Below are 19,808 nucleotides of genomic sequence, written 5' to 3'. Positions count from 1 at the left end.
TGATCAGGTTCCGGTGCGGGGGGCAGCTTCGTCCTCGGCGGCTTCTTCAAGAGCGCTGGAATCAATGGCGGAGGCCGGGGAAACCCGGCGCGACAGGTAATGCTCGCGCCAGGTGATGATGAGGCCCGCCGCGATGATCAGCGGCGCGCCAAACCAGGTCGTATGGGGCGGCCAGCTGTCAAAGATGACGAGGCCGTAGGTCGTCGCCCAGATGAGCGAGACATAGTCGATGACGACCACGGTCGCGACCGAGGCGTAGCGCAGCGAGGCGGCGATGAAGAATTGCCCCAATGTCCCGGCGAGTCCCAGGGCCAGCAGGATCAGGTAGACCTGCGGCTCATGCCAGCGCCCGTAGAAGGGCAGGAACAGGCTGGCCCCCAGCATCCCGAAAAGCGCGAACCAGAACACCATCGAGATCGGCGTGTCGGTGCGCGCCAGATCGCGGATCTGGAAGCTGACCGTGGCCACGATGATCCCGGCACCAAGGCCAGCCGCGACGCCCAGCACCGGGACATTGGCGATCTCGCCGGGCCCTGCGATGACGAGCACGCCCGCAAACCCGGCGATCACGGCAGTCCAGCGCCAGCGCCCGACATGCTCGCGCAGGATCAGCGCGGTAATGAGGACGGCGAAGAGCGGCGCGGTGAAGCCCAGTGTCGTGGCCACGGGCAGCGGCAGCAGCGTGGAGGCGGCAATATTGCAGAACAGGCCCGCCGTCCCCACCGCAGCGCGCCCTGCATGGGCGAACGGACGGCGCGTGCCCAGCTTCCCGAACTGTCCGCTGAAATAGAGCGCCCCTGCAATGAGCGGCACGCTGATCGCCTGCCGCCAGAACATCAGCTCGGGCATCGAGACCCCATAGGTCCCGGCAAGCTTGATCAGCATGAACATCGTTGCCAGTGCCAGCGTGGCGCCCAGACGCAGCGAAATCGCCAGCAGCGGATTGTGCGGGCGCTCGGCCGGAGCGGGGCGCGGCTTGGCGCTGGGGGCGGGCATGTCTGGGGAAGAGGTCACGAAGCCGCTTTAACTCCTGCGCGCTTCGGGGCAAGGGCAGGGACATGGAACCGACCGATCAGATCATGGTGACGTGCGGCGCGGTGCTTGCCGTGCTGGCGCTGGTGGCGACATTGGCCGAGCGGCGACGCCTGCGGCGCGTCGATCTCGACCGCGTGGGTTTCATGCCATGGAACGCGATCTTCCTTTTTGCGTTTCTGGGAGCTGTGCTGCTGATCGGTGTCGGCGGTCGTCATTGGCTGGGCGTCTGACCCGGCGACGATACGATACAGGTCAAGACAGGGAGGAAGCCCTTTCACAGGGGCGCTAACGGGTGACACGATCAAGATGACTATTGCACGCAGCCGGGCCGGATGGCTTCGGACAGGCGCCGTCCTGCCGTTGGGCGGTCTCGTCCTTGCTCTTTCGCATGCTCCGGCCTGGGCCCAGGATCAGAAATCGGATGCGCCGCGCCTGCTCGTTGCGCAGATGGAGCCGACCGTGGACGCGTCCATTGTCGAAATCGAGGTCGTCGCGCTTCCCGGCGCAGGTGCACCCGCAGCCGTCCCGGATAATCTCGATGCGATCCTGACGGTGGGGATGCAGCGGGTTCCTGCAACGATCACGTGCGCTGCAGCGGAAAGCGGCGAAGTGGCATTTGCCAATCCCGCCACGCGCCCGTGTCAGCTGCGCCTTCCCAACGCGGTCGTGGCGAGCGAGCAGGCAAGCGAAAGCGCTTCGATCTCGCTGAGCCTGGACAAGGGCGCGGCCTCGCCGCACTATCTCGTTCCCAGCCGCGCCCAGCGTCTGGCCGTGGCCGCCCCTGCGGTGGCACCGTCGGGTGAGGAAACGGCCATCGCAGTAGCCCCCGAGGCGAAGCAGGCCGAGACCGGCATCGTGCTCGCGCCCAGCGAAGTGCCCTCGGCCAAGGGCGAGCGAGGCAATGCCTTTCTCGACAACCTTTCCGCTTATGGTCCGATCTACGCCGCCTACGGTCCGGGCACGAACAGCGAAGGGCGCATCCAGATCAGCTTCAAATACCAGCTCTTCGGCGATCCGGGCGACGTCGGGCTGGGCGCACCGTTCGTGAACGGTCTCCACTTTGCCTACACCCAGCGCCTGTTCTGGGATCTGGGGGCGGATTCCTCGCCCTTCCGCAACATCGATTTCATGCCGGAGATCTTCTATCTTCAGCCCGCCGTCGAAGTGGGCGATGGGCTGTCGCTCGGAGGGCAGGTGGGCCTTCGCCACGAATCCAATGGCCGCGACGGGGACGCCTCGCGCAGCGCCAACACGGTCTACATCCAGCCGGTCGCCTCCGTGCAGGCGGGCGATTACACGGTGTCGTTCGGGCCGCGCCTGTTCTTCTACGTGGGTGATCTTTCGGACAACCCCGATATCCGCCACTACCGCGGTTCAACCGGCCTCTTTGCCGAGATCGGCAAGCCCGATGGCCTGCGTCTCACCACGACCAGTCGGCTCAACTTCGGCTCGGGCAAGGGCGCGGTCGAAGGGGAGCTGTCCTATCCCATGGACAACATCATCGACACCGGCCTCAACCTCTACCTCTTCGGGCAGGCGTTTGCGGGGTACGGTGAGAACCTGCTGGACTATGACCGCAAGGTCACGCGTCTGCGCTTCGGTGTCTCCATCGTTCGCTGATACGGCGCTGATACGACAGGGCCCCGCCGGCACGAGGCTGGCGGGGCCCTGACGATTGCCGTGTTGGCGCGGGTCTAGAGGCAGGCTTCCAGATAGGCCTGGTCAAAGCCGAATTGGCGCGCCTTTTCCAGCGTGTAGGGGCGCAGGCCCGAGGCGCGGAACTCACCGACGATCTTGCCGTCGTCGGTCTCGTCCAGATACTCGAACTTGAACAGTTCCTGGGTGACGATGACGTCGCCTTCCATGCCGATCACTTCGGTGATGTTGGTGGTGCGGCGCGAACCGTCGCGCAGGCGCTTGACCTGCACGATGATGTCGACGGATTCGGCGATCTGGCGGCTGATCGCTTCCTTGGGGATCTTGATGTCGCCCATCAGGATCATGTTTTCCATACGCCCCAGACACTCGCGCGGGGAGTTGGCGTGGAGGGTACACATCGAGCCATCGTGGCCGGTGTTCATGGCGGCGAGAAGGTCGAAACATTCCGCGCCGCGAATTTCGCCCAGGATGATGCGGTCCGGGCGCATACGCAGGGCGTTCTTGACGAGGTCGCCGATGGTGATGGCGCCCTGGCCCTCCAGGTTCGGAGGGCGCGTTTCAAGCGGCAGCCAGTGCGGCTGCTGCAGGCGCAATTCGGCCGCGTCCTCGATGGTCAGAACGCGCTCGCCCGGATCGATCATCTTCGAGAGCGCGCTGAGCATGGTCGTCTTGCCCGAGCCGGTACCGCCCGAGATGACCACGTTCATGCGGCACGCCCCCGCAATCTTGAGTGCGGTCGCCATCTTGTCCGACATCGAGCCGAAGTCGCGCAGCATGTCGATGGTGATCGGCTTCTCGGAGAACTTACGAATCGAGATCGCGGTGCCGCGCAAGCTGAGCGGCGGGACGATCACGTTGACGCGGCTGCCATCCTTGAGGCGGGCGTCGGCGAGCGGGGTCGTCTGGTCGACGCGGCGGCCGACCTGGTTCACGATGCGCTGGGCGATCTGGAAGAGGTGCTGTTCGTCGCGGAACTTGGTTCCGGCCAGCTGCAGCTTGCCCTTCTTCTCGATGTAGGTCTGGTTGGGGCCGTTGACCATGATGTCCGACACGTCAGGGTCGTTGAGAAGCTCCTCCAGCGGACCAAAGCCCAAGAGTTCGTCGATCAGCACCTTCTCGAGCGCGAACTGCTCGCGCCGGTTGAAGGTGATCTTCAGTTCGGCCAGCACTTCGACGATGATCGGACGGAATTCCTCGGAGAGTTCGTCCTTGGTCAGCGTCGCGGCCGCCTCGGGATCGACTCGTTCGAGGAGGCGGGGGAGGACCTGCTCCTTGATCTTGTGGATCGAGGCCTCGAAGCTGTCCTGCTCCTGGTTTTCGTGGACGGCATTGGCGCGGTCGGCGAGCCGCGACATCGCATCTTCGCGCGAATTGGGATTGCTCGGGGCCTTCTCGGCCGCAGGAGAGGACGGGGCATCGTTGCCCGGGACGGGCGCGGAACCGGGAGCCGGAGCTTGCTGGTCCTTGGCGCCTGCTCCACCCTTCAGGGGTTTGGCCACCCCGAAAGCTGGACGCGTACCCTGTCCGATCCCACTGCGCCGCCCGAATGCCGTCATCGTATCGTCAACCCTAGTATCCATGGCCCGGTCTGGCGCCGGGCGAATTTCCATGTTTCAGGTGGGAGATTAAGGTTGAAATTTTGATAACTCCCTAATGCGTCGGGAGAAGGGAGGGACTGGCAAGCCGCGCGGCGAACCCTAGATTGGGGGCATGGACAACGCGGATAAGACCTGCTGGCTGTGCCTGCGCGAACTGGGACGAAAGGTGGAATGGCACCACCCGGTCCCCAAGAGCCGGGGAGGGCGCGCGACGCGGCCCGTCCATCCGATCTGCCATCGCACGCTGCACGTGACGTTCAGCAACGCCGAACTCGCGCGGATCGGAGAGAACGTCGAGGCGCTGCGCGGCCAGGCCGAGATCGCACGCTTCCTGGCCTGGATATCGAACAAGCCTTCCGATTTTCACGCGCCCACGCGGCGGAAGAAGTGACATTGTGGGAGGTGTGTTACGGAAGGAGTAAGATAATAGGTCCGAGGGCCATCGCCCTCGGGCTCCCCAAACTGTCTGGGTCACCTTTCGCATGCGGTCCTGGCTGAGAACGGTGAGCTGGCTTAGTTCGGGGCAAGATGGCCCCTCGGAAAATTCAGGCATCTGCGCGGAATGCGAAAAGGGCGCCGCCGGACATCCGGGGCGCCCTTTTCGCGTAAGATGGCGAGATGATCGCGGAGGATCAGTTCTCGACGTGTTCGGCCAGGACGGTCAGGCCCTTGTCGCCGACTTCGGCAAAGCCGCCCGAGATCACGATCTCTTCGGGAATGCCGTTCTCGGTCTTGTAGACCTTGATCGCGCCATCGGCGACGGTCGACATGAAGGGGGCGTGACCGGCAAGAACACCGAACTCACCTTCGGTGCCGGGGACGACGACCATGTGGACGTCCTCCGAGCGAACGAGCTTCGCCGGCGTCACGAGTTCGAAATGCAGTGCCATGATGCGTTTCCTTGCGCTTGGAAGAGGGCCCGAGGGGCGGGAATGGCCCTGTCGGGCATGCCTTCAGGAAAAGGCTGGACCCGGCACCTGAACCTTGCGGGACGGTGCCGGGCTCCGAGCGAATTCCTTAGGCGTCTTCTGCCAGCTTCTTCGCCTTGGCAACCGCTTCCTCGATGCCGCCGACCATGTAGAAGGCCGCTTCGGGGAGGTGGTCGTATTCGCCTTCGACGACGGCCTTGAACGACTTCACGGTGTCTTCGAGCTGGACGAACTTGCCCGAGATGCCGGTGAAGACCTCGGCGACGTGGAACGGCTGCGAAAGGAAGCGCTGGATCTTACGGGCGCGGGCGACCGTCAGCTTGTCCTCTTCCGAGAGCTCGTCCATGCCGAGAATGGCGATGATGTCCTGCAGCGACTTGTACTTCTGCAGGATTTCCTGGACGGCGCGGGCGGTCTCGTAGTGCTCGGTGCCGACAACGCGCGGTTCGAGAACGCGGCTGGTCGAGTCGAGCGGGTCGACGGCCGGGTAGATGCCCAGCTCCGAGATCGCACGGTTCAGCGTGGTCGTCGCGTCAAGGTGGGCGAACGAGGTAGCCGGAGCCGGGTCGGTAAGGTCGTCCGCGGGGACGTAGATGGCCTGGACCGAGGTGATCGAGCCCTTGGTCGTCGAGGTGATGCGCTCCTGCAGCTGGCCCATGTCGGTCGACAGGGTCGGCTGGTAGCCCACGGCCGAAGGAATACGGCCAAGGAGAGCCGACACTTCGGCGCCAGCCTGGGTGAAGCGGAAGATGTTGTCGACGAAGAAGAGAACGTCCTGGCCTTCCTGGTCACGGAAGTACTCGGCCATGGTCAGGCCCGAGAGCGCGACGCGGGCACGGGCGCCCGGGGGCTCGTTCATCTGACCGAAGACGAGGGCGACCTTCGAGCCGTCGGAGATCGCGTTGCCTTCGGCGTCCTTGGCGATAACGCCAGCGTCGAGGAATTCGTGGTAGAGGTCGTTACCTTCACGGGTACGCTCACCCACACCGGCGAACACGGACACGCCGCCGTGGCCCTTCGCGATGTTGTTGATGAGCTCCTGGATGAGCACGGTCTTGCCCACGCCCGCGCCGCCGAACAGGCCGATCTTGCCGCCCTTGGCGTAGGGAGCGAGAAGGTCGATGACCTTGATGCCCGTCACGAGGATGGCCGCTTCGGTCGACTGCTCGATGAACGGGGGCGCTTCGGCGTGGATCGCCGCGTGCATGTCCGAACCGATCGGGCCACGTTCGTCGATGGGATCGCCCACGACGTTCATGATGCGGCCGAGCGTCTTGGGGCCAACCGGCACCGAGATCTGCTTGCCGGTCGAGGTCACGTTCTGGCCGCGGGTGAGGCCGTCGGTGCCGTCCATGGCGATGGTGCGCACGGTGTTCTCACCGAGGTGCTGCGCGACTTCGAGAACCAGCTTCTGGCCGTTGTTCTCGGTCTCGAGCGCGGTGAGGATGGGGGGCAGTTCGCCTTCGAAGATGACGTCGACGACGGCGCCGATGACCTGGCTGATCTTGCCAGCGGTAGTCTGGTTAAGCACGGGTGCAGTGGCCATTTGAGGTTTCCTTGCCTGCGATGTCTTAGAGCGCTTCCGCGCCCGCGATAATTTCAACGAGTTCGGTGGTGATCGCGGCCTGGCGGCTGCGGTTGTACTGGATGGTCAGCTTCTGGATCAGGTCGCCTGCGTTGCGCGTGGCGTTGTCCATGGCCGTCATCGACGCACCCTGTTCGGATGCGGCGTTCTCCAGCAGGGCACCGAAGAGCTGGGTCTTGAGGTAACGCGGCAGCAGCGCGGCGAGGATTTCTTCCTCTTCCGGCTCATACTCGGTCACCGCGTCCTGACCGGCCGTCGCAGCGGCAGCCTCAGGCGTGGGAACGGGGATGATCTGCTGACCGGTCGGCTCCTGGACCAGCGCCGAGCGGAACTTCGCGAAGAACAGATGCGCGACGTCGAACTTGCCCTTTTCGTAGAGGGCAACGAGTTCGTCCGCGATCTTCTCGGCTTCGTCGAAGCCGGGATTGCGCACGTCGGTCGTGTCGAACATGTGCTCGATCTGCTTGGGGAATTCGCGCTTGATCACCGCGCGGCCCTTGCGGCCCACGAGGTAGAACAGCACGGTCTTGCCCTCAGCTTCGAGTTTGCGCGCCTTCTGGACCGCGGCCTTCACGATGTTCGAGTTGAACGCGCCGCACAGACCCTTGTCCGAGTTGGCGACGACAAGGAGATGAACCTGGTCGCTGCCGGTCCCAGCAAGGAGCTTGGGGCTGTTCTCGCTGATCGTGACCTTGCTCGCGAGCGAGCCCATCACCTCGGCGAGGCGAGCGGCATAGGGGCGCGCCTGTTCGGCGGCTTCCTGTGCCTTGCGCAGCTTGGCCGCGGCGACCATCTGCTTGGCCTTCGTGATCTTCTGGGTCGACTTGACCGAGTTGATCCGGCCCTTGAGTTCCTTGAGCGATGCCACTCAATTTTCTCCATTCGTCATCCCGGACAGAGCCGGGATCGTGTGCGGCAGGACTTGCGTCGTGCCGGGTGCGGCCCCGGCTTTCACCGGGGCGACGCAGGGCTTACGCGAAGGTCTTGGCGAACTTGTCGAGCGCGGCGACGGTCTTGTCCTTCACCTCGCCCTCGAACTTCTTGCTCTCGCGGATCTCGGCCAGAACCTCGGCGTGCTCCGAACGCATGAAGCTGAGCATCTCGGCTTCGTAGCGCACGACGTCGCCGACAGCGACGCTGTCGAGGTAGCCGTTGGTGCCCGCGAAGATCGACACGGTCTGCTCTTCGAACGGGAGCGGCGAGAACTGGGGCTGCTTGAGCAGCTCGGTCAGGCGCGCACCGCGATTGAGGAGCTTCTGGGTCGAGGCGTCGAGGTCCGAGCCGAACTGCGCGAAGGCCGCCATTTCGCGGTACTGCGCGAGCTCGAGCTTGATCGAGCCGGCAACCTTCTTCATCGCCTTGGTCTGGGCCGAACCGCCGACGCGGCTGACCGACAGGCCGACGTTGATGGCCGGACGCACGCCCTGGTAGAACAGGCCGGTTTCAAGGAAGATCTGGCCGTCGGTGATCGAGATCACGTTGGTCGGAATGTAGGCCGAGACGTCGCCCGCCTGGGTTTCGATGATCGGCAGCGCGGTCAGCGAGCCGGCACCCATCTCGTCGCTCATCTTCGCAGCGCGCTCGAGGAGACGGCTGTGGAGATAGAACACGTCGCCGGGATAGGCTTCGCGGCCCGGGGGGCGGCGAAGGAGCAGCGACATCTGACGGTAGGCAACGGCCTGCTTGGAAAGGTCGTCGTACACGATCACGGCGTGCATGCCGTTGTCGCGGAAGAACTCACCCATCGCGGCACCGGTGTAGGGCGCGAGGTACTGCAGCGGAGCCGGCTCCGAAGCGGTCGCGGCGATGACGATGGAGTATTCCATCGCGCCGTTCTCTTCGAGCTGACGGACGATCTGCGCGACGGTCGAGCGCTTCTGGCCGACGGCGACGTAGATGCAGTAGAGCTTCTTGTTCTCGTCGTCGCTCTGGTTCGGACCCTTCTGGTTGATGAAGGTGTCGATGGCGACGGCGGTCTTGCCGGTCTGACGGTCACCGATGATCAGCTCACGCTGGCCACGGCCGACGGGAACGAGGGCGTCGATGGCCTTGAGGCCGGTCTGCACGGGCTCGTGCACCGACTTGCGCGGGATGATGCCCGGAGCCTTCGATTCCACGCGGCGGCGCTCGGTGTACATGATCGGGCCCTTGCCATCGATCGGGTTGCCAAGTGCGTCGACGACGCGGCCGAGCAGGCCCTTGCCGGTCGGCACGTCGACGATGGTGCCGGTGCGCTTGACGGTGTCGCCTTCCTTGATCTCGGCGTCCGAGCCGAAGATCACGACGCCGACGTTGTCGGCTTCGAGGTTGAGCGCCATGCCCTGCACGCCGTTGGCGAATTCGACCATTTCGCCAGCCTGGCACTGGTCGAGGCCATGAATGCGGGCAATACCGTCACCGACGGAGAGCACCTTGCCCACTTCCGAAACCTGAGCTTCGGTGCCGAAGTTGGCAATCTGGTCCTTGATGACCTTCGAGATTTCTGCTGCGCGGATATCCATTCTAATGCCTTTCTTCAGCCCTTCATGGCCTGGGCGAGCGAATTGAGACGGGTGCGGATCGAGCTGTCAATACGCTTCGAACCGATCGTGACGACAAGGCCGCCAAGAAGGTCCGGATCGACGCTCGTCTTGATTTTTACGTTGCGGCCTTCACGCGCTTCCAGCTTCTGGCGAAGCTGCTCGACCTGCAGGTCGTCGAGCGCATGGGCCGAAGTGACTTCGGCCGTTGCCTCGCCGCGCTGCGCAGCGGCAATCGCGCTGAAGGCCCGGATGATTTCGGGCAGGGCCGAGAGGCGACGGTTGTCCGCCAGCACGCCCAGGAAGTTCTTGCTTACCGGGGACAGGCCCAGGATGTCGGCCACGGCGTTCATCGCCTTGGCGGCATCCTTGCGGCTGACTTCGGGATTCCGAATCAGGCCGGCGAGGTCCTCGTTCTCGGCAATCGCCTGAGCGGTCTTGTCGAGGTCGCTTTCGACTGTCGTTACGGTGCCGTTTTCGCTGGCAAGTTCGAACAGCGCCGAAGCGTACCGTCCTTGCAAGCTGGCCTTGATTCCGCCGGAGTTCTCCACGCGTGTCCTATCCTTACATCGGGTGGGCTGAGGCACTGAACGGGGAACCTGTTGTGCACGTCCCCCCGGCCTGCAGACGGGGCGCGCATAGCGACGATAATGCGACTATGCAAGGCACCCCGGCACACGAGCCCACGTTGATGTGGGAACTTAGCCGCAGTCGCTGCCAAAGGGTAACGTTCACAGTAGTCGGTGCAGTCCTGCGTGAGGGCGATATCCAATTACCGCGGGGAGGGCGCTCAGTGATCTGGAAATTCTAGGGAATTACACGGTGGTGCGTGCCAATTCGTCGTCAGGCCTTCTGAATTTCGTTGCCGGTTTGGTGGGGCGGGCGTGCCGCAAGTTGCAAATTGCAGCGCGCGGCGCGCAACTTCGCAGCTGGCAACATTATCCTTTCGTCTGGGGTGCGGTCCGGGTTGCTCGGGGAATCGGGTGAATACGAGATGAACGTGGAGACCTGGAGCGCGTGGGGCGGTGGGGTGCGTTCATTCGGTCTGCAAATTCGTGACCTGTTCGTCCGTCGGAGAGTTGCCCTGCCGCTCAGACGAAGCTGTAGGGGTCGACGTCGACGTGGACGCGCACTCCCTTGGGAAAGTCGAGCGGTCCGAGCCAGGCGCGCACGATCTTCTGGAGCTGGGCCGAACGGCGCGCATTGATCAGAAGTCGAAAGCGATGCCGCCCGCGCAGGAGCGAGAGCGGCGCGGGGGCAGGGCCCAGTACGAGCATGTCGGGTAGGTCGGGCGCGGTGCCGCCGATGGCGCGGGCCGCATCGCGGGCTTCGGCCATGTCCTCCGAGGAGACGATGATCGCAGCCCAGCGGCCGAAGGGCGGCGCGCCCGCGTCGCGGCGGGCTTCGGTCTCGGCATCGTAGAAGGCGTCACGGTCACCGGCTGCAAGCGCGGCGATGACGGGTGCTTCGGGGTGGCGCGTCTGGATGAGCACTTCGCCCGGCTTCTCGCCGCGTCCGGCACGCCCCGCGACCTGGGCGACCTGCTGGTAGGTGCGCTCGGCCGCGCGCAGGTCGCCGCCTTCCAGGCCAAGGTCCGCATCGATCACGCCGACCAGTGTCAGGTCCGGGAAGTGGTAGCCTTTGGTCACCAGCTGGGTGCCCACGATCACGTCGATGGCCTTGTTCTCGGCCTTGGCCACGAATTCGGCGATGGCCTCGGGGCTGTTCATCGTGTCCGAGGTAATCAGGGCGACGCGCGCTTCGGGGAAGATCTCGGCGACCTCGTCGGCAATGCGTTCGACGCCGGGGCCGCAGGCGACGAGGCAATCCTTCGCGCTGCATTCCGGACACGCGTCGGGTACGGGTTCCTCGTGGCCGCAATGGTGGCAGGCGAGGCGCTGGCTGAAGCGGTGCTCGACCAGCCAGGCGGTACAGTGGCTGCACTGGAAGCGGTGGCCGCAGTTGCGGCACAAGGTGAGGGGGGCATAGCCGCGCCGGTTGAGGAACAGCAGCGATTGTTCGCCGCGCTCCAGCCGCGCCTGCATCTGCGCGACGAGGGGCTTGGCGATCCAGCGGCCCTTGTCGGGCACGTCCTTGCGCAAGTCGAGGATCTGGATGTCGGGCAGCTGCGCGCCGCCGAAGCGGGCCGGGAGTTCGATCTTGGTGTAGATGCCCGCTTCGGCCAGCTGCATCGATTCCAGGGCCGGGGTCGCGCTCGCAAGGATGATCGGTGCCTTTTCGTAGCGCGCGCGGATGACGGCGACATCGCGCGCGTTGTAGCGCACGCCCTCGTCCTGCTTGAAGGAGACCTCGTGGGCCTCATCGACGATGATGAGGCCAAGATGCGCATAAGGCAGGAACAGCGCCGAGCGGGCGCCCACGATGACCTGCGCGCCGCCATTGGCCGCGCCCTTGACGATGGCGCGCCAGGCGCGGCGGCGTTCGCTGGCCTTCAGGGAGGAGTGCCACTGGATCGGAGCAACGCCAAAGCGTTCCTCGAAGCGGCGCAGGAAGTTCTCGGTGAGCGCGATTTCGGGGAGAAGGACAAGGACCTGCTTGCCGTCCTCGATGGCCGCGGCGACCGCTTCGAAATAGGTCTCGGTCTTGCCCGAGCCGGTAACCCCGTCGAGGAGGAAGGGCGTGAACTGGTTGGCCTTCACGGCGTCCACGAACCTGTCCGCAGCCTTGCGCTGGTCCTCGCTGAGCGTCGGCGCGTTGTGCTGTGGGTTGGCGGGCGGGTAGGGCTTGTCGAGATCGACCGTGATTGCCTCGAGCAGGCCCGCGCCGACCATGCCGCGCAGGACCCCCTCGGACACCGAAGCGAGTTCCGCGAGTTCGCGGATCGAGGCCTGCTCGCCGTGCAGCGCATCCATTGCCGCGGCGCGCTGGGGGGTGAGGCGCTTGGGTTCCACGCCGGTCAGGCGGTACTCGGTGGTCGTACCGCCCCCGCGCAGCGCCGCCATCGAGCCCAGCGCCATGCGCGCGACCGCAGAGAGCGGCGCGCAGTAATAGTCGGCCGTCCACTCGATCAGGCGGCGCAGTTCGGCCTTGAGTGGAGGGACGGGCAGGACTTCGAGGATTGGGCGCAGCTTGGACTCGGGCACGTCCTGGGCTTCCAGCCGCTCGGGCTCCCAGGCAATGCCCAGGATCTGGCGCGGCCCCAGCGGCGCAATCACGATGGCGCCGAGTTCGACCTGCACCCCTTCGGGCACGCGGTAATCGAGAACGCCAAGCGCGGCATTGAAAACTAGGAGTCGAACACGGAGCATTGCCCGTGCATATAGGCACTTGAAGTGAGGCTCGGAAAGGAGTGGGTGATGCGTAGTTGGGGAATGCAGTCCAAGAGCGCGGCGGCATGCGGTGCGGCGAAAGGCCTGAACCGGCGCGATGTGCTGGCGGGCGGCGCTGCTCTGGTCGCGCTGTCTGTGCTGGGAGGTGGCCTGCTGGGAAGTCAAGGCGCGCGGGCGGCGGTCGTAGCTGCGGATCAGCGGGCCGATGTCGTGCGCCATCTGCTGGCCGCGGCGGCCAAGGAAGCTATAGAGATCCTGACGAAGTCGGAAGGCTTCTGGAACAGCTCTGTCGCTCGGGTTGGTCTGCCAGACCTCTTCAAGTCGCAGCCAAGCCTCAGCGAAACGCAGAAGAGCGCGCTCATGTACGAGCAGAACCGTCTCGCCGAGGAGGCTGTTCGCGAAGTGGCGCCGCGCGCACGCGCGCCGATCGCGAAGCTGGAGGTCCCCGACACGGATGAGATCCTCAACGGTTCGTTCACGGCCGCGACGTCCTACTTGCGCGCGCAGGTCGGGATGGGACTGATCGAGGCGATGACGCCCATTCTTGTCGAAATCCTGAAGAAACACGACGATTCGTACACGGTGAAGGTCGTGAAATCCCTGCCGGAGGTCACTCTCGCACAAGCGGCCGCGGCCATGGCCGTCGAGGCGGACAACGCGATCTGGTATGAAGTCGGCGTCCAGGAGGCGAGCCTGCGCCGCGATCCCGAGGCGAGTGGCGATCCCCTGCTGATAGCGGCCTTCGGCGACGCGTGACCCGGTCTCGCGTGGCGGAAGGCGCCCGCCAGGTGGCCGGGAAGGTCGCCGGCGGGCACCTTCCGCCGCCCGGTTCGGCAGAGTCTGGTCCGATGCGAAAGCTGCGCCTATAGGGGCGCCAGATTCGCATCCGGCCCGCACCGGGGTCGTCCCCCCAGCTTCAATCAGTTCAGGAACCCGCCATGAAGTTCTTCGTCGACACCGCCGAAATCGCCGACATCAAGGAAATGGCCGACACCGGCCTCCTCGATGGCGTTACCACCAACCCTTCGCTGATCGCCAAGTCGGGCCGCGACTTCATGGAAGTCACCAAGGAAATCTGCGAACTCGTCGATGGTCCGGTCAGCGCCGAAGTCGTCGCCCTCGACCACGCAGGCATGATGCGCGAGGCCGAAATCCTGCGCAAGATCGCCGACAACGTGTGCATCAAGGTGCCGCTCACCGTCGACGGTCTCAAGACCTGCAAGGCGCTCAGCAGCGAAGGCACGATGGTCAACGTCACGCTGTGCTTCTCGGCCAACCAGGCGCTGCTCGCCGCCAAGGCGGGCGCCTCGTTCATCTCGCCCTTCATCGGCCGTCATGATGACAACGGCTTCGACGGCATCCAGCTGATCGAAGACATCCGTCTCATCTATGACAACTATGCCTTCGAGACCGAGATCCTCGCCGCCTCGATCCGTCACCCGATCCACCTGCTGCAGTGCGCCAAGATCGGTGCGGACGTCGCGACCATGCCGCCGTCGGTCATCAAGAACCTGTTCAAGCACGTTCTGACCGAAAAGGGCATTGAAGGCTTCCTCGCCGATTGGGCGAAGACCGGCCAATCGATCTGATGTTTTGACTTGATGATTACTTCTCGCGAAGGCGATAGGTAATATGAATACGCCGCTGCACGCGTTTTAATACGGTGCGGCGGCGTTTTATTTTGGGGAATAGTTTTGTTCGTGTGTAGGTGTGTTGCTTTTGCAACAGGCGCGGGCGCTCCGAAATCGTTAAAATTCTGAATTCGGGCGCTTTTGGTTTTTCCCTGCCGAACTGCTCCATTCCTGAACGGGTTTCTCCTCAGTATCCCCGATTCCTGCGGCCTCAAGCTGTGGTATCCTGCCTGCACACCTTTGGTTGATTCGCATCGATCAAGGGGCGGGGCGGCGAGATGCGCCGTCAGGTGAGGAGAGTTCAATGGCGCGAACAATCGAGGCCTACGTTGATGACCGTGGGCATCTTCATACTTCTCCATCGACGGCTGTTGTCGCCGATATTGCCGCCATACTTGGTCGCGTGGGCGACGAGGGCGGGTTGACCAGCGGCGTGGCCGCCTTGATCCTGGAAAAGCGCGAGGCCATCGAAAAGGCTTTCGCCGATTTCGACAAGCTCACGGCCAATGGCGGCGAGGTGATCGACGCGAGCGATCGTCTGCGCTGGAAGGCATCGGGCGACAAGTCGCTCTGAGGCGAGCGCTTCGCCGCGCGGCCTGGATCTCCCGACATCCCGTTGGGAGGCCAGTGACCGCGGGCTGAGACGGGCCGGGACGCTCCTGCGCGTTCCCGGCTCTTGCATCCTTGTCCGATCGATTTCCGGCTTTGGATCATGGCTCTCGATCTCAGCCTGTTTCCTTGTCCAAGTCGTTGGCATGGCGAACCTGTTTGAGGCTCGGGGCCGTATGCGCTAGCTGTCATCGCCATGTCCGACGAATCTCCAGCCGACCGCTTCAAGACCGCCCTTGCCGTAGCCTCGCGCGCCATCGCGCAGGACAACGAGATCGAGGTGAACTGGACTGCCGATACCGCCAGTTCCTCGGGCAGCCTTTTCCGCATTCCGATGCCAGGTCGCCAAGTGCCGCGCGATGCCGCGATGAAGGCGCGCGGCGAGGCGGATCGCCTTTCGCTGCGCCTGCGCTACCACAACGCCAAGTCCCACATGCGCGAGGCGCCGAGCGAACCCATCGCGCGGGCCTGCTATGACGCGGTCGAGGCGGTGCGCTACGAAGCCATTGGCAGCAACGCTTATGAGGGCATGCGCGCCAACCTCGACAGCGCGCTTGAAGCGCGCATCGCGACCGATCCCATCGCCCGCGCCGAAGCGCCCGACGAAGTGCCGATTGCCTCGGCGCTCTCGCTGCTCCTGCGCGAGCGGCTGACCGGCCAGGACATTCCCGAGGTCGCACGTCCCGGTGTCGACATGGTGCGCACCTGGATCGAAAGCCGTGCCGCCTCCGATTTCGAGGCGCTTGCCAATTCGGTGGAGGACCAGCGGGCCTTCCAGTCACTCTCGCTCGACATGCTCCAGCATCTGGAGCTGACGCGCATGGAGCCGACCGACATGCCGCCCGAGGACAACGACGACCTCGACGGCGACGAGGAGACCGAGGAGCAGCAGGACGGCGAGGATGCCGGCCAGGAGCCCCAGCCTTCCGAAATGGCCGCCGAGCCCCAGATGGGCGAGAACGAGGGCGAGAGCGACGCCGAGGGCGATGCCTCCGACGACATGGAAGAAGGCCAGGAAGGCGACGAGGGCGAAGAGGGCATGATGCCCGTGCGTCCCAACCGCCAGTGGACCGACATTCCCGCCGATTTCGACTACGAGGTCTTCACCGAGGCCTTCGACGAGGTCGTGAGCGCGGCGGACCTGTGCGACGAGGATGAACTCACCCGCCTGCGCGCCTATCTCGATGCGCAGCTGAAGGGCCTCCAGGGCGTCGTCACCCGGCTTGCCAATCGCATGCAGCGCCGCCTGATGGCGCAGCAGAACCGTTCCTGGGACTTCGACCAGGAAGAGGGCATGCTCGACGCCGCGCGGCTTGCCCGCGTTGTTGTCTCGCCCGGCTCGTCGCTCTCCTACAAGGTCGAACGCGACGTCGAGTTCAAGGACACGGTCGTGACCCTGCTGCTCGACAATTCGGGCTCGATGCGCGGACGCCCGATCTCGATTGCCGCGATCAGCGCGGACGTCATGGCCCGCACGCTCGAGCGCTGCGGGGTCAAGGTCGAGATCCTGGGCTTCACCACGCGCGCCTGGAAGGGCGGCCAGAGCCGCGAGCACTGGCTGGCCAACGGAAAGCCCGCGCACCCCGGCCGTCTCAACGACCTTCGCCACATCGTCTACAAGAAGGCCGACGAGCCCTGGCGCCGAGCGCGCAAGAACCTGGGCCTGATGATGCGCGAGGGGCTGCTCAAGGAGAACATCGACGGCGAGGCGCTGCTCTGGGCGCACGAACGCCTGCTCGCCCGCCCCGAGGATCGCCGTATCCTGATGGTGATTTCCGATGGCGCGCCGGTCGACGATTCCACCCTTTCGGTCAATTCCGCCGGGTACCTGGAGGCGCACCTGCGCCGGGTGATCGAGTGGATCGAGGGCAAGTCGCCGGTGCAGCTGGTCGCCATCGGCATCGGGCACGACGTGACCCGCTACTACCGCCGCGCCGTCACGATCATGGACGCCGAACAGCTGGGCGGCACCATGATCGAGCAGTTGGCCGGCCTGTTCGAGGAAGAAAAGAAAGCATGAATGTTACCGAGGCTGTCGCCAGCCGCCGCTCGATCCGCGCCTACACGGACGAGAAGGTGCCGCTCGACGTCCTGACCCGGGTTCTCGACAAGGCGCGCATGGCGCCCTCGGGCTGCAACTTCCAGCCCTGGGAAGCCACCGTTCTGACCGGCGAGCCGCTCAAGGCCCTGCAGGCCAGGCTCCTGCCCGCCGAGCGCCAGGACCCGATCGAGTACAGCTACTCCGAACCGCAGAAGTCGGAGCGTTATCTGCCCCGCCTTCAGGAACTGGGCGCGCAGATGTACGGCGCGATGGGCATTGCGCGGGACGACAAGGAAAGCCGCAACCGCTTTGTGGAGGCCAACAAGGTCTCGTTCGGCGCGCCGGTCCTGATGCTCATCTACATGGAGCGTCTGCACGCTGCGCCGCAGTGGTCGGACGTGGGCATGTGGCTGCAGACGATCATGCTGCTGCTGCGCGAAGAGGGCCTCGATTCCTGCCCGCAGGAATGGATGAGCGACTTCGGCCGCCTCATCAAGGATCACATCGGGGTGAGCGATGAGACGCACATCCTCTTCTGCGGCCTTGCCATCGGGTACGGCGACCGTTCCGATCCGGTCAACCAGTTCGAGCGGACCCGCACGCCGCTTGAGGATCAGGTCCGCTTCGCGGGCTTCTGATCCCGGCCTGCGAGAGCCTGCGCGCATGACGTCTACCTTCCTGTGGGTGCCCTTCACCCTGGCGGCCGCGCTCGCGCAGGTCTTTCGCAACGCCTTCCAGTCCCGTCTGACGGGACGGATCGGTACGGCCGGAGGCACCCAGGTGCGCTTCGTCTTCGGCCTGCCGTTCGCAGTGCTGTTCCTGGCCGTGCTTGTCGGGATTACCGGCCAGGACCTGCCCCCCATACCGCCCGCCTCGTGGGGCTGGGCGGCGCTGGGCGGGGTCACACAGATTGCCGCGACCGCGCTGATGCTGGTCGTCATGTCCCGCCGGGACTTCGGCGTTGCCTATGCCTACATCAAGACCGAGCCCGCGACCGTGGCGGTCCTCGGCCTCGTCCTCATCGGGGATCGTCTGCCCGCGCTGGGCTGGCTGGCGGTGCTGGTGGTGACCATCGGCGTCGTCCTGGCCTCGCTCAAGCCCGGCGACGGCGCCGAGGATCTGGCGGACTGGAAGTCGCTTGTCGTCGGCGTGGTCAGCGGCGCGCTGTTTGGCCTCACCGCCATCTGCTTTCGCGCTTCGATCGAAGCGGTGGGGGAGGGCACCTTCCTCATGCGCAGCCTGCTCATGCTGGTAACGTCACTGGCGATTCAGAGCGGAGTGATGGCGCTTTGGTTCGTCTTTCGCGATGCCAAGGCCTTCACCCATTCCTTGCGCGAATGGCGCCTCAGTGTGCCTGCGGGCGCGCTGGGCGCACTGGCCTCTGCGGGCTGGTTCATCGCCTTCTCGCTGACGATGGCGGCCAACGTGCGCACGCTGGCGCTGATCGAGATGCCGATCGTGGCCCTGGTCTCGCGCTACATGTCGGGGCGCTGGCTCACCAGCCGCGAATGGACAGGCTTCGTGCTCATCACGCTGGGGGTCTGCGTGTTGATGATTGCCCACGCCTGAGCGGCGCGCGCGCGACCCGAAAGACAACCTGAACAGCGCCTGCGCGGGGCTGCATTTTGGACGTTGCAAACTCTGTAAATCGGCACATAAGCAAGGTTAAGCCGGATATCAGGTCCGGAGATTCTTGGGAGAGCGACACATGCGCCAGAGTGTGCTTGTGTGCCTTGGCGCGGGTGTGTTGGCGCCGTTTCCATGCGCGGCTCAGGAGGCACCCCCGGTGCCGTCTTCCACGAATGCCGCGCCGGCATGCCGGCACGCCATTCCGGCCTTGACGCCGATCGTGGTCGAAACCCTTGTCGATCTGGGTAGCGCGGTGAGCCGGTCGCTCGACACATTTCCGATCCGTCTTGCCGAACCTGTCGTCGTCGATGGGCACGAGGTGCTGCCTGCAGGAAGCACGGGCGAAGGCGAAGTTGTCCATGCGAAGAAGTCCGGGGGCAGCGGAACTCCGGGCGAACTGGTCCTGGCGGCGCGCTGGCTGGAGGCCTGCGGAACACGGCTGCGGCTGCGTTCGATGCATGTCGCGCTGGCCGGGCAGGGGGCTGTTGCAACCGTGAACGCGATCAACGCGGGGGCGGCATTGGCACCCGTCCCGATCGGGCTCGTCGGCTTCGCGATACGCGGACGCAATGTGCTCTATCCCGCAGGGACCCGCGCCACGGCGAAGATCGCGGTGCGCTTCGAACCGCCCGCGCCGATCCCGGAGGACCAAGACCTTTTGCCGACATCCAATCCGGATGCGGCCGTTTACGAAGGGTAGACACCAATGAAGAGTGAGGCAAAATGGTCGGTCCTGGCCGGGCTCGGGCTTGCGCTGTGCGCACAACCCGCACTGGCCGCCAGCGAAGCGGATCCTGTCGCAATCCCGGCGCCGCCTGCCGGTAAGGGGCAGATTGTCTTCTACCGCACCGGCACGATCATGGGGGCGGCCATGGGCTGCTCGGTCAACGAGAACGGCGAGAAGATCAGCTCGCTGGGGGCAGGGCGCTACTTCATCCTCGTGACCGAGCCGGGGCGTCACGAATACACCGTGAAAAGCGAGGCCAAGGACGTGCTCGCACTCGAGGTCGAGCCCGATGAAACCCAGTACGCGATGTGCCGGATCAAGATGGGCTTCATGGCGGGGCGTCCGGATCTGCGGCCCTCGACCCAGGCCGAGTTCGTGAAGTCCAGGACCGATCGCCTCGTCGATGCCGACGACATGGGACCAGGCCCCGGCGCCCTGCGTCCCGACGAGGTCGAATTTGCCCTTTCAGGCGCGGCGGGCGCAGCGATCGAAGATGGCGCGCCGATTGCGGACGAGCCCGCCGATGAGGAGGATGGTGCTCCGGCGGCCTGAACGA

The 19,808-nt window shown here is 65.0% G+C and carries 20 protein-coding genes; 11 read left to right on the top strand and 9 right to left on the bottom strand.

Annotated elements, in window-relative coordinates:
- Positions 1-3: 3 nt before the first annotated feature.
- Complete coding sequence (locus HT578_RS03280; protein WP_239026465.1) at positions 4-1,014, bottom strand: DMT family transporter; 1,011 nt, start codon at positions 1,012-1,014, stop codon at positions 4-6.
- A gap of 44 nt (positions 1,015-1,058) precedes the next feature.
- Between HT578_RS03280 and HT578_RS03275 the strand changes: the two genes are divergently transcribed.
- Together HT578_RS03275 and HT578_RS03270 are read left to right on the top strand one after the other, a co-directional pair.
- A complete protein-coding gene (locus HT578_RS03275) occupies positions 1,059-1,265 on the top strand; it encodes a hypothetical protein (protein WP_213502161.1) in 207 nt (68 codons plus the stop codon).
- 76 nt (positions 1,266-1,341) lie between these two features.
- Positions 1,342-2,655: a phospholipase A gene (locus HT578_RS03270; RefSeq protein ID WP_239026464.1), complete on the top strand. Its 1,314-nt coding sequence runs from the start codon at positions 1,342-1,344 to the stop codon at positions 2,653-2,655.
- A gap of 74 nt (positions 2,656-2,729) precedes the next feature.
- On the opposite strand, the gene HT578_RS03265 is transcribed toward HT578_RS03270, so the two are convergent.
- Positions 2,730-4,250, bottom strand: coding sequence for a TadA family conjugal transfer-associated ATPase (locus tag HT578_RS03265; RefSeq protein WP_213504004.1), 1,521 nt, complete (start codon positions 4,248-4,250; stop codon positions 2,730-2,732).
- 154 nt (positions 4,251-4,404) lie between these two features.
- Between HT578_RS03265 and HT578_RS03260 the strand changes: the two genes are divergently transcribed.
- Entirely contained in the window at positions 4,405-4,683 is a 279-nt protein-coding gene (locus HT578_RS03260; protein WP_213502160.1) for an HNH endonuclease, read from the top strand.
- Between the two features lie 241 nt (positions 4,684-4,924).
- Here HT578_RS03260 and HT578_RS03255 read toward each other — a convergent pair whose 3' ends face one another.
- The 6 genes from HT578_RS03255 to HT578_RS03230 all read right to left on the bottom strand — a co-directional run bounded on the left by HT578_RS03255 (position 4,925) and on the right by HT578_RS03230 (position 12,594).
- Positions 4,925-5,182, bottom strand: coding sequence for an ATP synthase F1 subunit epsilon (locus HT578_RS03255; RefSeq protein ID WP_039393165.1), 258 nt, complete (start codon positions 5,180-5,182; stop codon positions 4,925-4,927).
- Between the two features lie 127 nt (positions 5,183-5,309).
- Entirely contained in the window at positions 5,310-6,767 is a 1,458-nt protein-coding gene (atpD, locus tag HT578_RS03250) for a F0F1 ATP synthase subunit beta (protein WP_039393167.1), read from the bottom strand.
- Positions 6,768-6,792: 25 nt separating this feature from the next.
- Positions 6,793-7,674 carry a F0F1 ATP synthase subunit gamma gene (locus tag HT578_RS03245; RefSeq protein WP_039393169.1) on the bottom strand — a complete coding sequence of 294 codons (882 nt, stop codon included), beginning with the start codon at positions 7,672-7,674 and terminating at the stop codon, positions 6,793-6,795.
- A gap of 103 nt (positions 7,675-7,777) precedes the next feature.
- On the bottom strand, positions 7,778-9,307 hold the full coding sequence (gene atpA / locus HT578_RS03240) for a F0F1 ATP synthase subunit alpha (RefSeq protein WP_213502159.1): 1,530 nt from the start codon (positions 9,305-9,307) through the stop codon (positions 7,778-7,780).
- A 14-nt stretch (positions 9,308-9,321) separates the two neighbouring features.
- Positions 9,322-9,876 (bottom strand): F0F1 ATP synthase subunit delta, encoded by a 555-nt coding sequence (locus HT578_RS03235; RefSeq protein ID WP_039393171.1) that lies wholly within the window; start codon positions 9,874-9,876, stop codon positions 9,322-9,324.
- A 540-nt stretch (positions 9,877-10,416) separates the two neighbouring features.
- Positions 10,417-12,594 (bottom strand): primosomal protein N', encoded by a 2,178-nt coding sequence (locus HT578_RS03230; protein WP_213502158.1) that lies wholly within the window; start codon positions 12,592-12,594, stop codon positions 10,417-10,419.
- A 48-nt stretch (positions 12,595-12,642) separates the two neighbouring features.
- Here HT578_RS03230 and HT578_RS03225 point away from each other — a divergent pair, with 48 nt between their 5' ends.
- Positions 12,643-13,371 (top strand): DUF4197 family protein, encoded by a 729-nt coding sequence (locus tag HT578_RS03225; RefSeq protein ID WP_213502157.1) that lies wholly within the window; start codon positions 12,643-12,645, stop codon positions 13,369-13,371.
- A 182-nt stretch (positions 13,372-13,553) separates the two neighbouring features.
- Positions 13,554-14,204: a fructose-6-phosphate aldolase gene (gene fsa / locus HT578_RS03220; RefSeq protein WP_039393175.1), complete on the top strand. Its 651-nt coding sequence runs from the start codon at positions 13,554-13,556 to the stop codon at positions 14,202-14,204.
- 16 nt (positions 14,205-14,220) lie between these two features.
- Here fsa and HT578_RS03215 read toward each other — a convergent pair whose 3' ends face one another.
- Positions 14,221-14,415 carry a hypothetical protein gene (locus HT578_RS03215; RefSeq protein ID WP_213502156.1) on the bottom strand — a complete coding sequence of 65 codons (195 nt, stop codon included), beginning with the start codon at positions 14,413-14,415 and terminating at the stop codon, positions 14,221-14,223.
- Positions 14,416-14,550: 135 nt separating this feature from the next.
- Here HT578_RS03215 and HT578_RS03210 point away from each other — a divergent pair, with 135 nt between their 5' ends.
- The 6 genes from HT578_RS03210 to HT578_RS03185 all read left to right on the top strand — a co-directional run bounded on the left by HT578_RS03210 (position 14,551) and on the right by HT578_RS03185 (position 19,804).
- On the top strand, positions 14,551-14,820 hold the full coding sequence (locus HT578_RS03210; protein WP_039393177.1) for a hypothetical protein: 270 nt from the start codon (positions 14,551-14,553) through the stop codon (positions 14,818-14,820).
- 231 nt (positions 14,821-15,051) lie between these two features.
- Complete coding sequence (cobT, locus tag HT578_RS03205) at positions 15,052-16,875, top strand: cobaltochelatase subunit CobT (protein ID WP_213502155.1); 1,824 nt, start codon at positions 15,052-15,054, stop codon at positions 16,873-16,875.
- Positions 16,872-17,534 carry a nitroreductase gene (locus HT578_RS03200; RefSeq protein WP_213502154.1) on the top strand — a complete coding sequence of 221 codons (663 nt, stop codon included), beginning with the start codon at positions 16,872-16,874 and terminating at the stop codon, positions 17,532-17,534. Before cobT ends, HT578_RS03200 begins: the two co-directional genes overlap by 4 nt.
- Before the next feature lie 25 nt (positions 17,535-17,559).
- Entirely contained in the window at positions 17,560-18,465 is a 906-nt protein-coding gene (locus tag HT578_RS03195) for an EamA family transporter (protein WP_213502153.1), read from the top strand.
- A gap of 217 nt (positions 18,466-18,682) precedes the next feature.
- Positions 18,683-19,225, top strand: coding sequence for a hypothetical protein (locus tag HT578_RS03190; RefSeq protein WP_213502152.1), 543 nt, complete (start codon positions 18,683-18,685; stop codon positions 19,223-19,225).
- 6 nt (positions 19,226-19,231) lie between these two features.
- On the top strand, positions 19,232-19,804 hold the full coding sequence (locus tag HT578_RS03185; protein ID WP_213502151.1) for a DUF2846 domain-containing protein: 573 nt from the start codon (positions 19,232-19,234) through the stop codon (positions 19,802-19,804).
- Positions 19,805-19,808: the final 4 nt, after the last annotated feature.

Source organism: Novosphingobium decolorationis, from assembly GCF_018417475.1.
Classification (GTDB): Bacteria; Pseudomonadota; Alphaproteobacteria; order Sphingomonadales; family Sphingomonadaceae; genus Novosphingobium; species Novosphingobium decolorationis.
This window is presented reverse-complemented; position numbering and strand designations above follow the sequence as displayed.

Excerpts from the sequence above, each read along its gene's own strand:
- HT578_RS03200 (WP_213502154.1), top strand. The coding sequence starts at position 16,872 with ATGAATGTTACCGAGGCTGTCGCCAGCCGCCGCTCGATCCGCGCCTAC.
- cobT (WP_213502155.1), top strand. The coding sequence starts at position 15,052 with ATGTCCGACGAATCTCCAGCCGACCGCTTCAAGACCGCCCTTGCCGTA.
- atpA (WP_213502159.1), bottom strand. The coding sequence starts at position 9,307 with ATGGATATCCGCGCAGCAGAAATCTCGAAGGTCATCAAGGACCAGATT.
- HT578_RS03210 (WP_039393177.1), top strand. The coding sequence starts at position 14,551 with ATGGCGCGAACAATCGAGGCCTACGTTGATGACCGTGGGCATCTTCAT.
- HT578_RS03230 (WP_213502158.1), bottom strand. The coding sequence starts at position 12,594 with ATGCTCCGTGTTCGACTCCTAGTTTTCAATGCCGCGCTTGGCGTTCTC.
- HT578_RS03215 (WP_213502156.1), bottom strand. The coding sequence starts at position 14,415 with ATGGAGCAGTTCGGCAGGGAAAAACCAAAAGCGCCCGAATTCAGAATT.
- HT578_RS03260 (WP_213502160.1), top strand. The coding sequence starts at position 4,405 with ATGGACAACGCGGATAAGACCTGCTGGCTGTGCCTGCGCGAACTGGGA.
- HT578_RS03185 (WP_213502151.1), top strand. The coding sequence starts at position 19,232 with ATGAAGAGTGAGGCAAAATGGTCGGTCCTGGCCGGGCTCGGGCTTGCG.
- HT578_RS03275 (WP_213502161.1), top strand. The coding sequence starts at position 1,059 with ATGGAACCGACCGATCAGATCATGGTGACGTGCGGCGCGGTGCTTGCC.
- fsa (WP_039393175.1), top strand. The coding sequence starts at position 13,554 with ATGAAGTTCTTCGTCGACACCGCCGAAATCGCCGACATCAAGGAAATG.
- HT578_RS03195 (WP_213502153.1), top strand. The coding sequence starts at position 17,560 with ATGACGTCTACCTTCCTGTGGGTGCCCTTCACCCTGGCGGCCGCGCTC.
- HT578_RS03225 (WP_213502157.1), top strand. The coding sequence starts at position 12,643 with ATGCGTAGTTGGGGAATGCAGTCCAAGAGCGCGGCGGCATGCGGTGCG.
- HT578_RS03270 (WP_239026464.1), top strand. The coding sequence starts at position 1,342 with ATGACTATTGCACGCAGCCGGGCCGGATGGCTTCGGACAGGCGCCGTC.
- HT578_RS03265 (WP_213504004.1), bottom strand. The coding sequence starts at position 4,250 with ATGACGGCATTCGGGCGGCGCAGTGGGATCGGACAGGGTACGCGTCCA.
- atpD (WP_039393167.1), bottom strand. The coding sequence starts at position 6,767 with ATGGCCACTGCACCCGTGCTTAACCAGACTACCGCTGGCAAGATCAGC.
- HT578_RS03255 (WP_039393165.1), bottom strand. The coding sequence starts at position 5,182 with ATGGCACTGCATTTCGAACTCGTGACGCCGGCGAAGCTCGTTCGCTCG.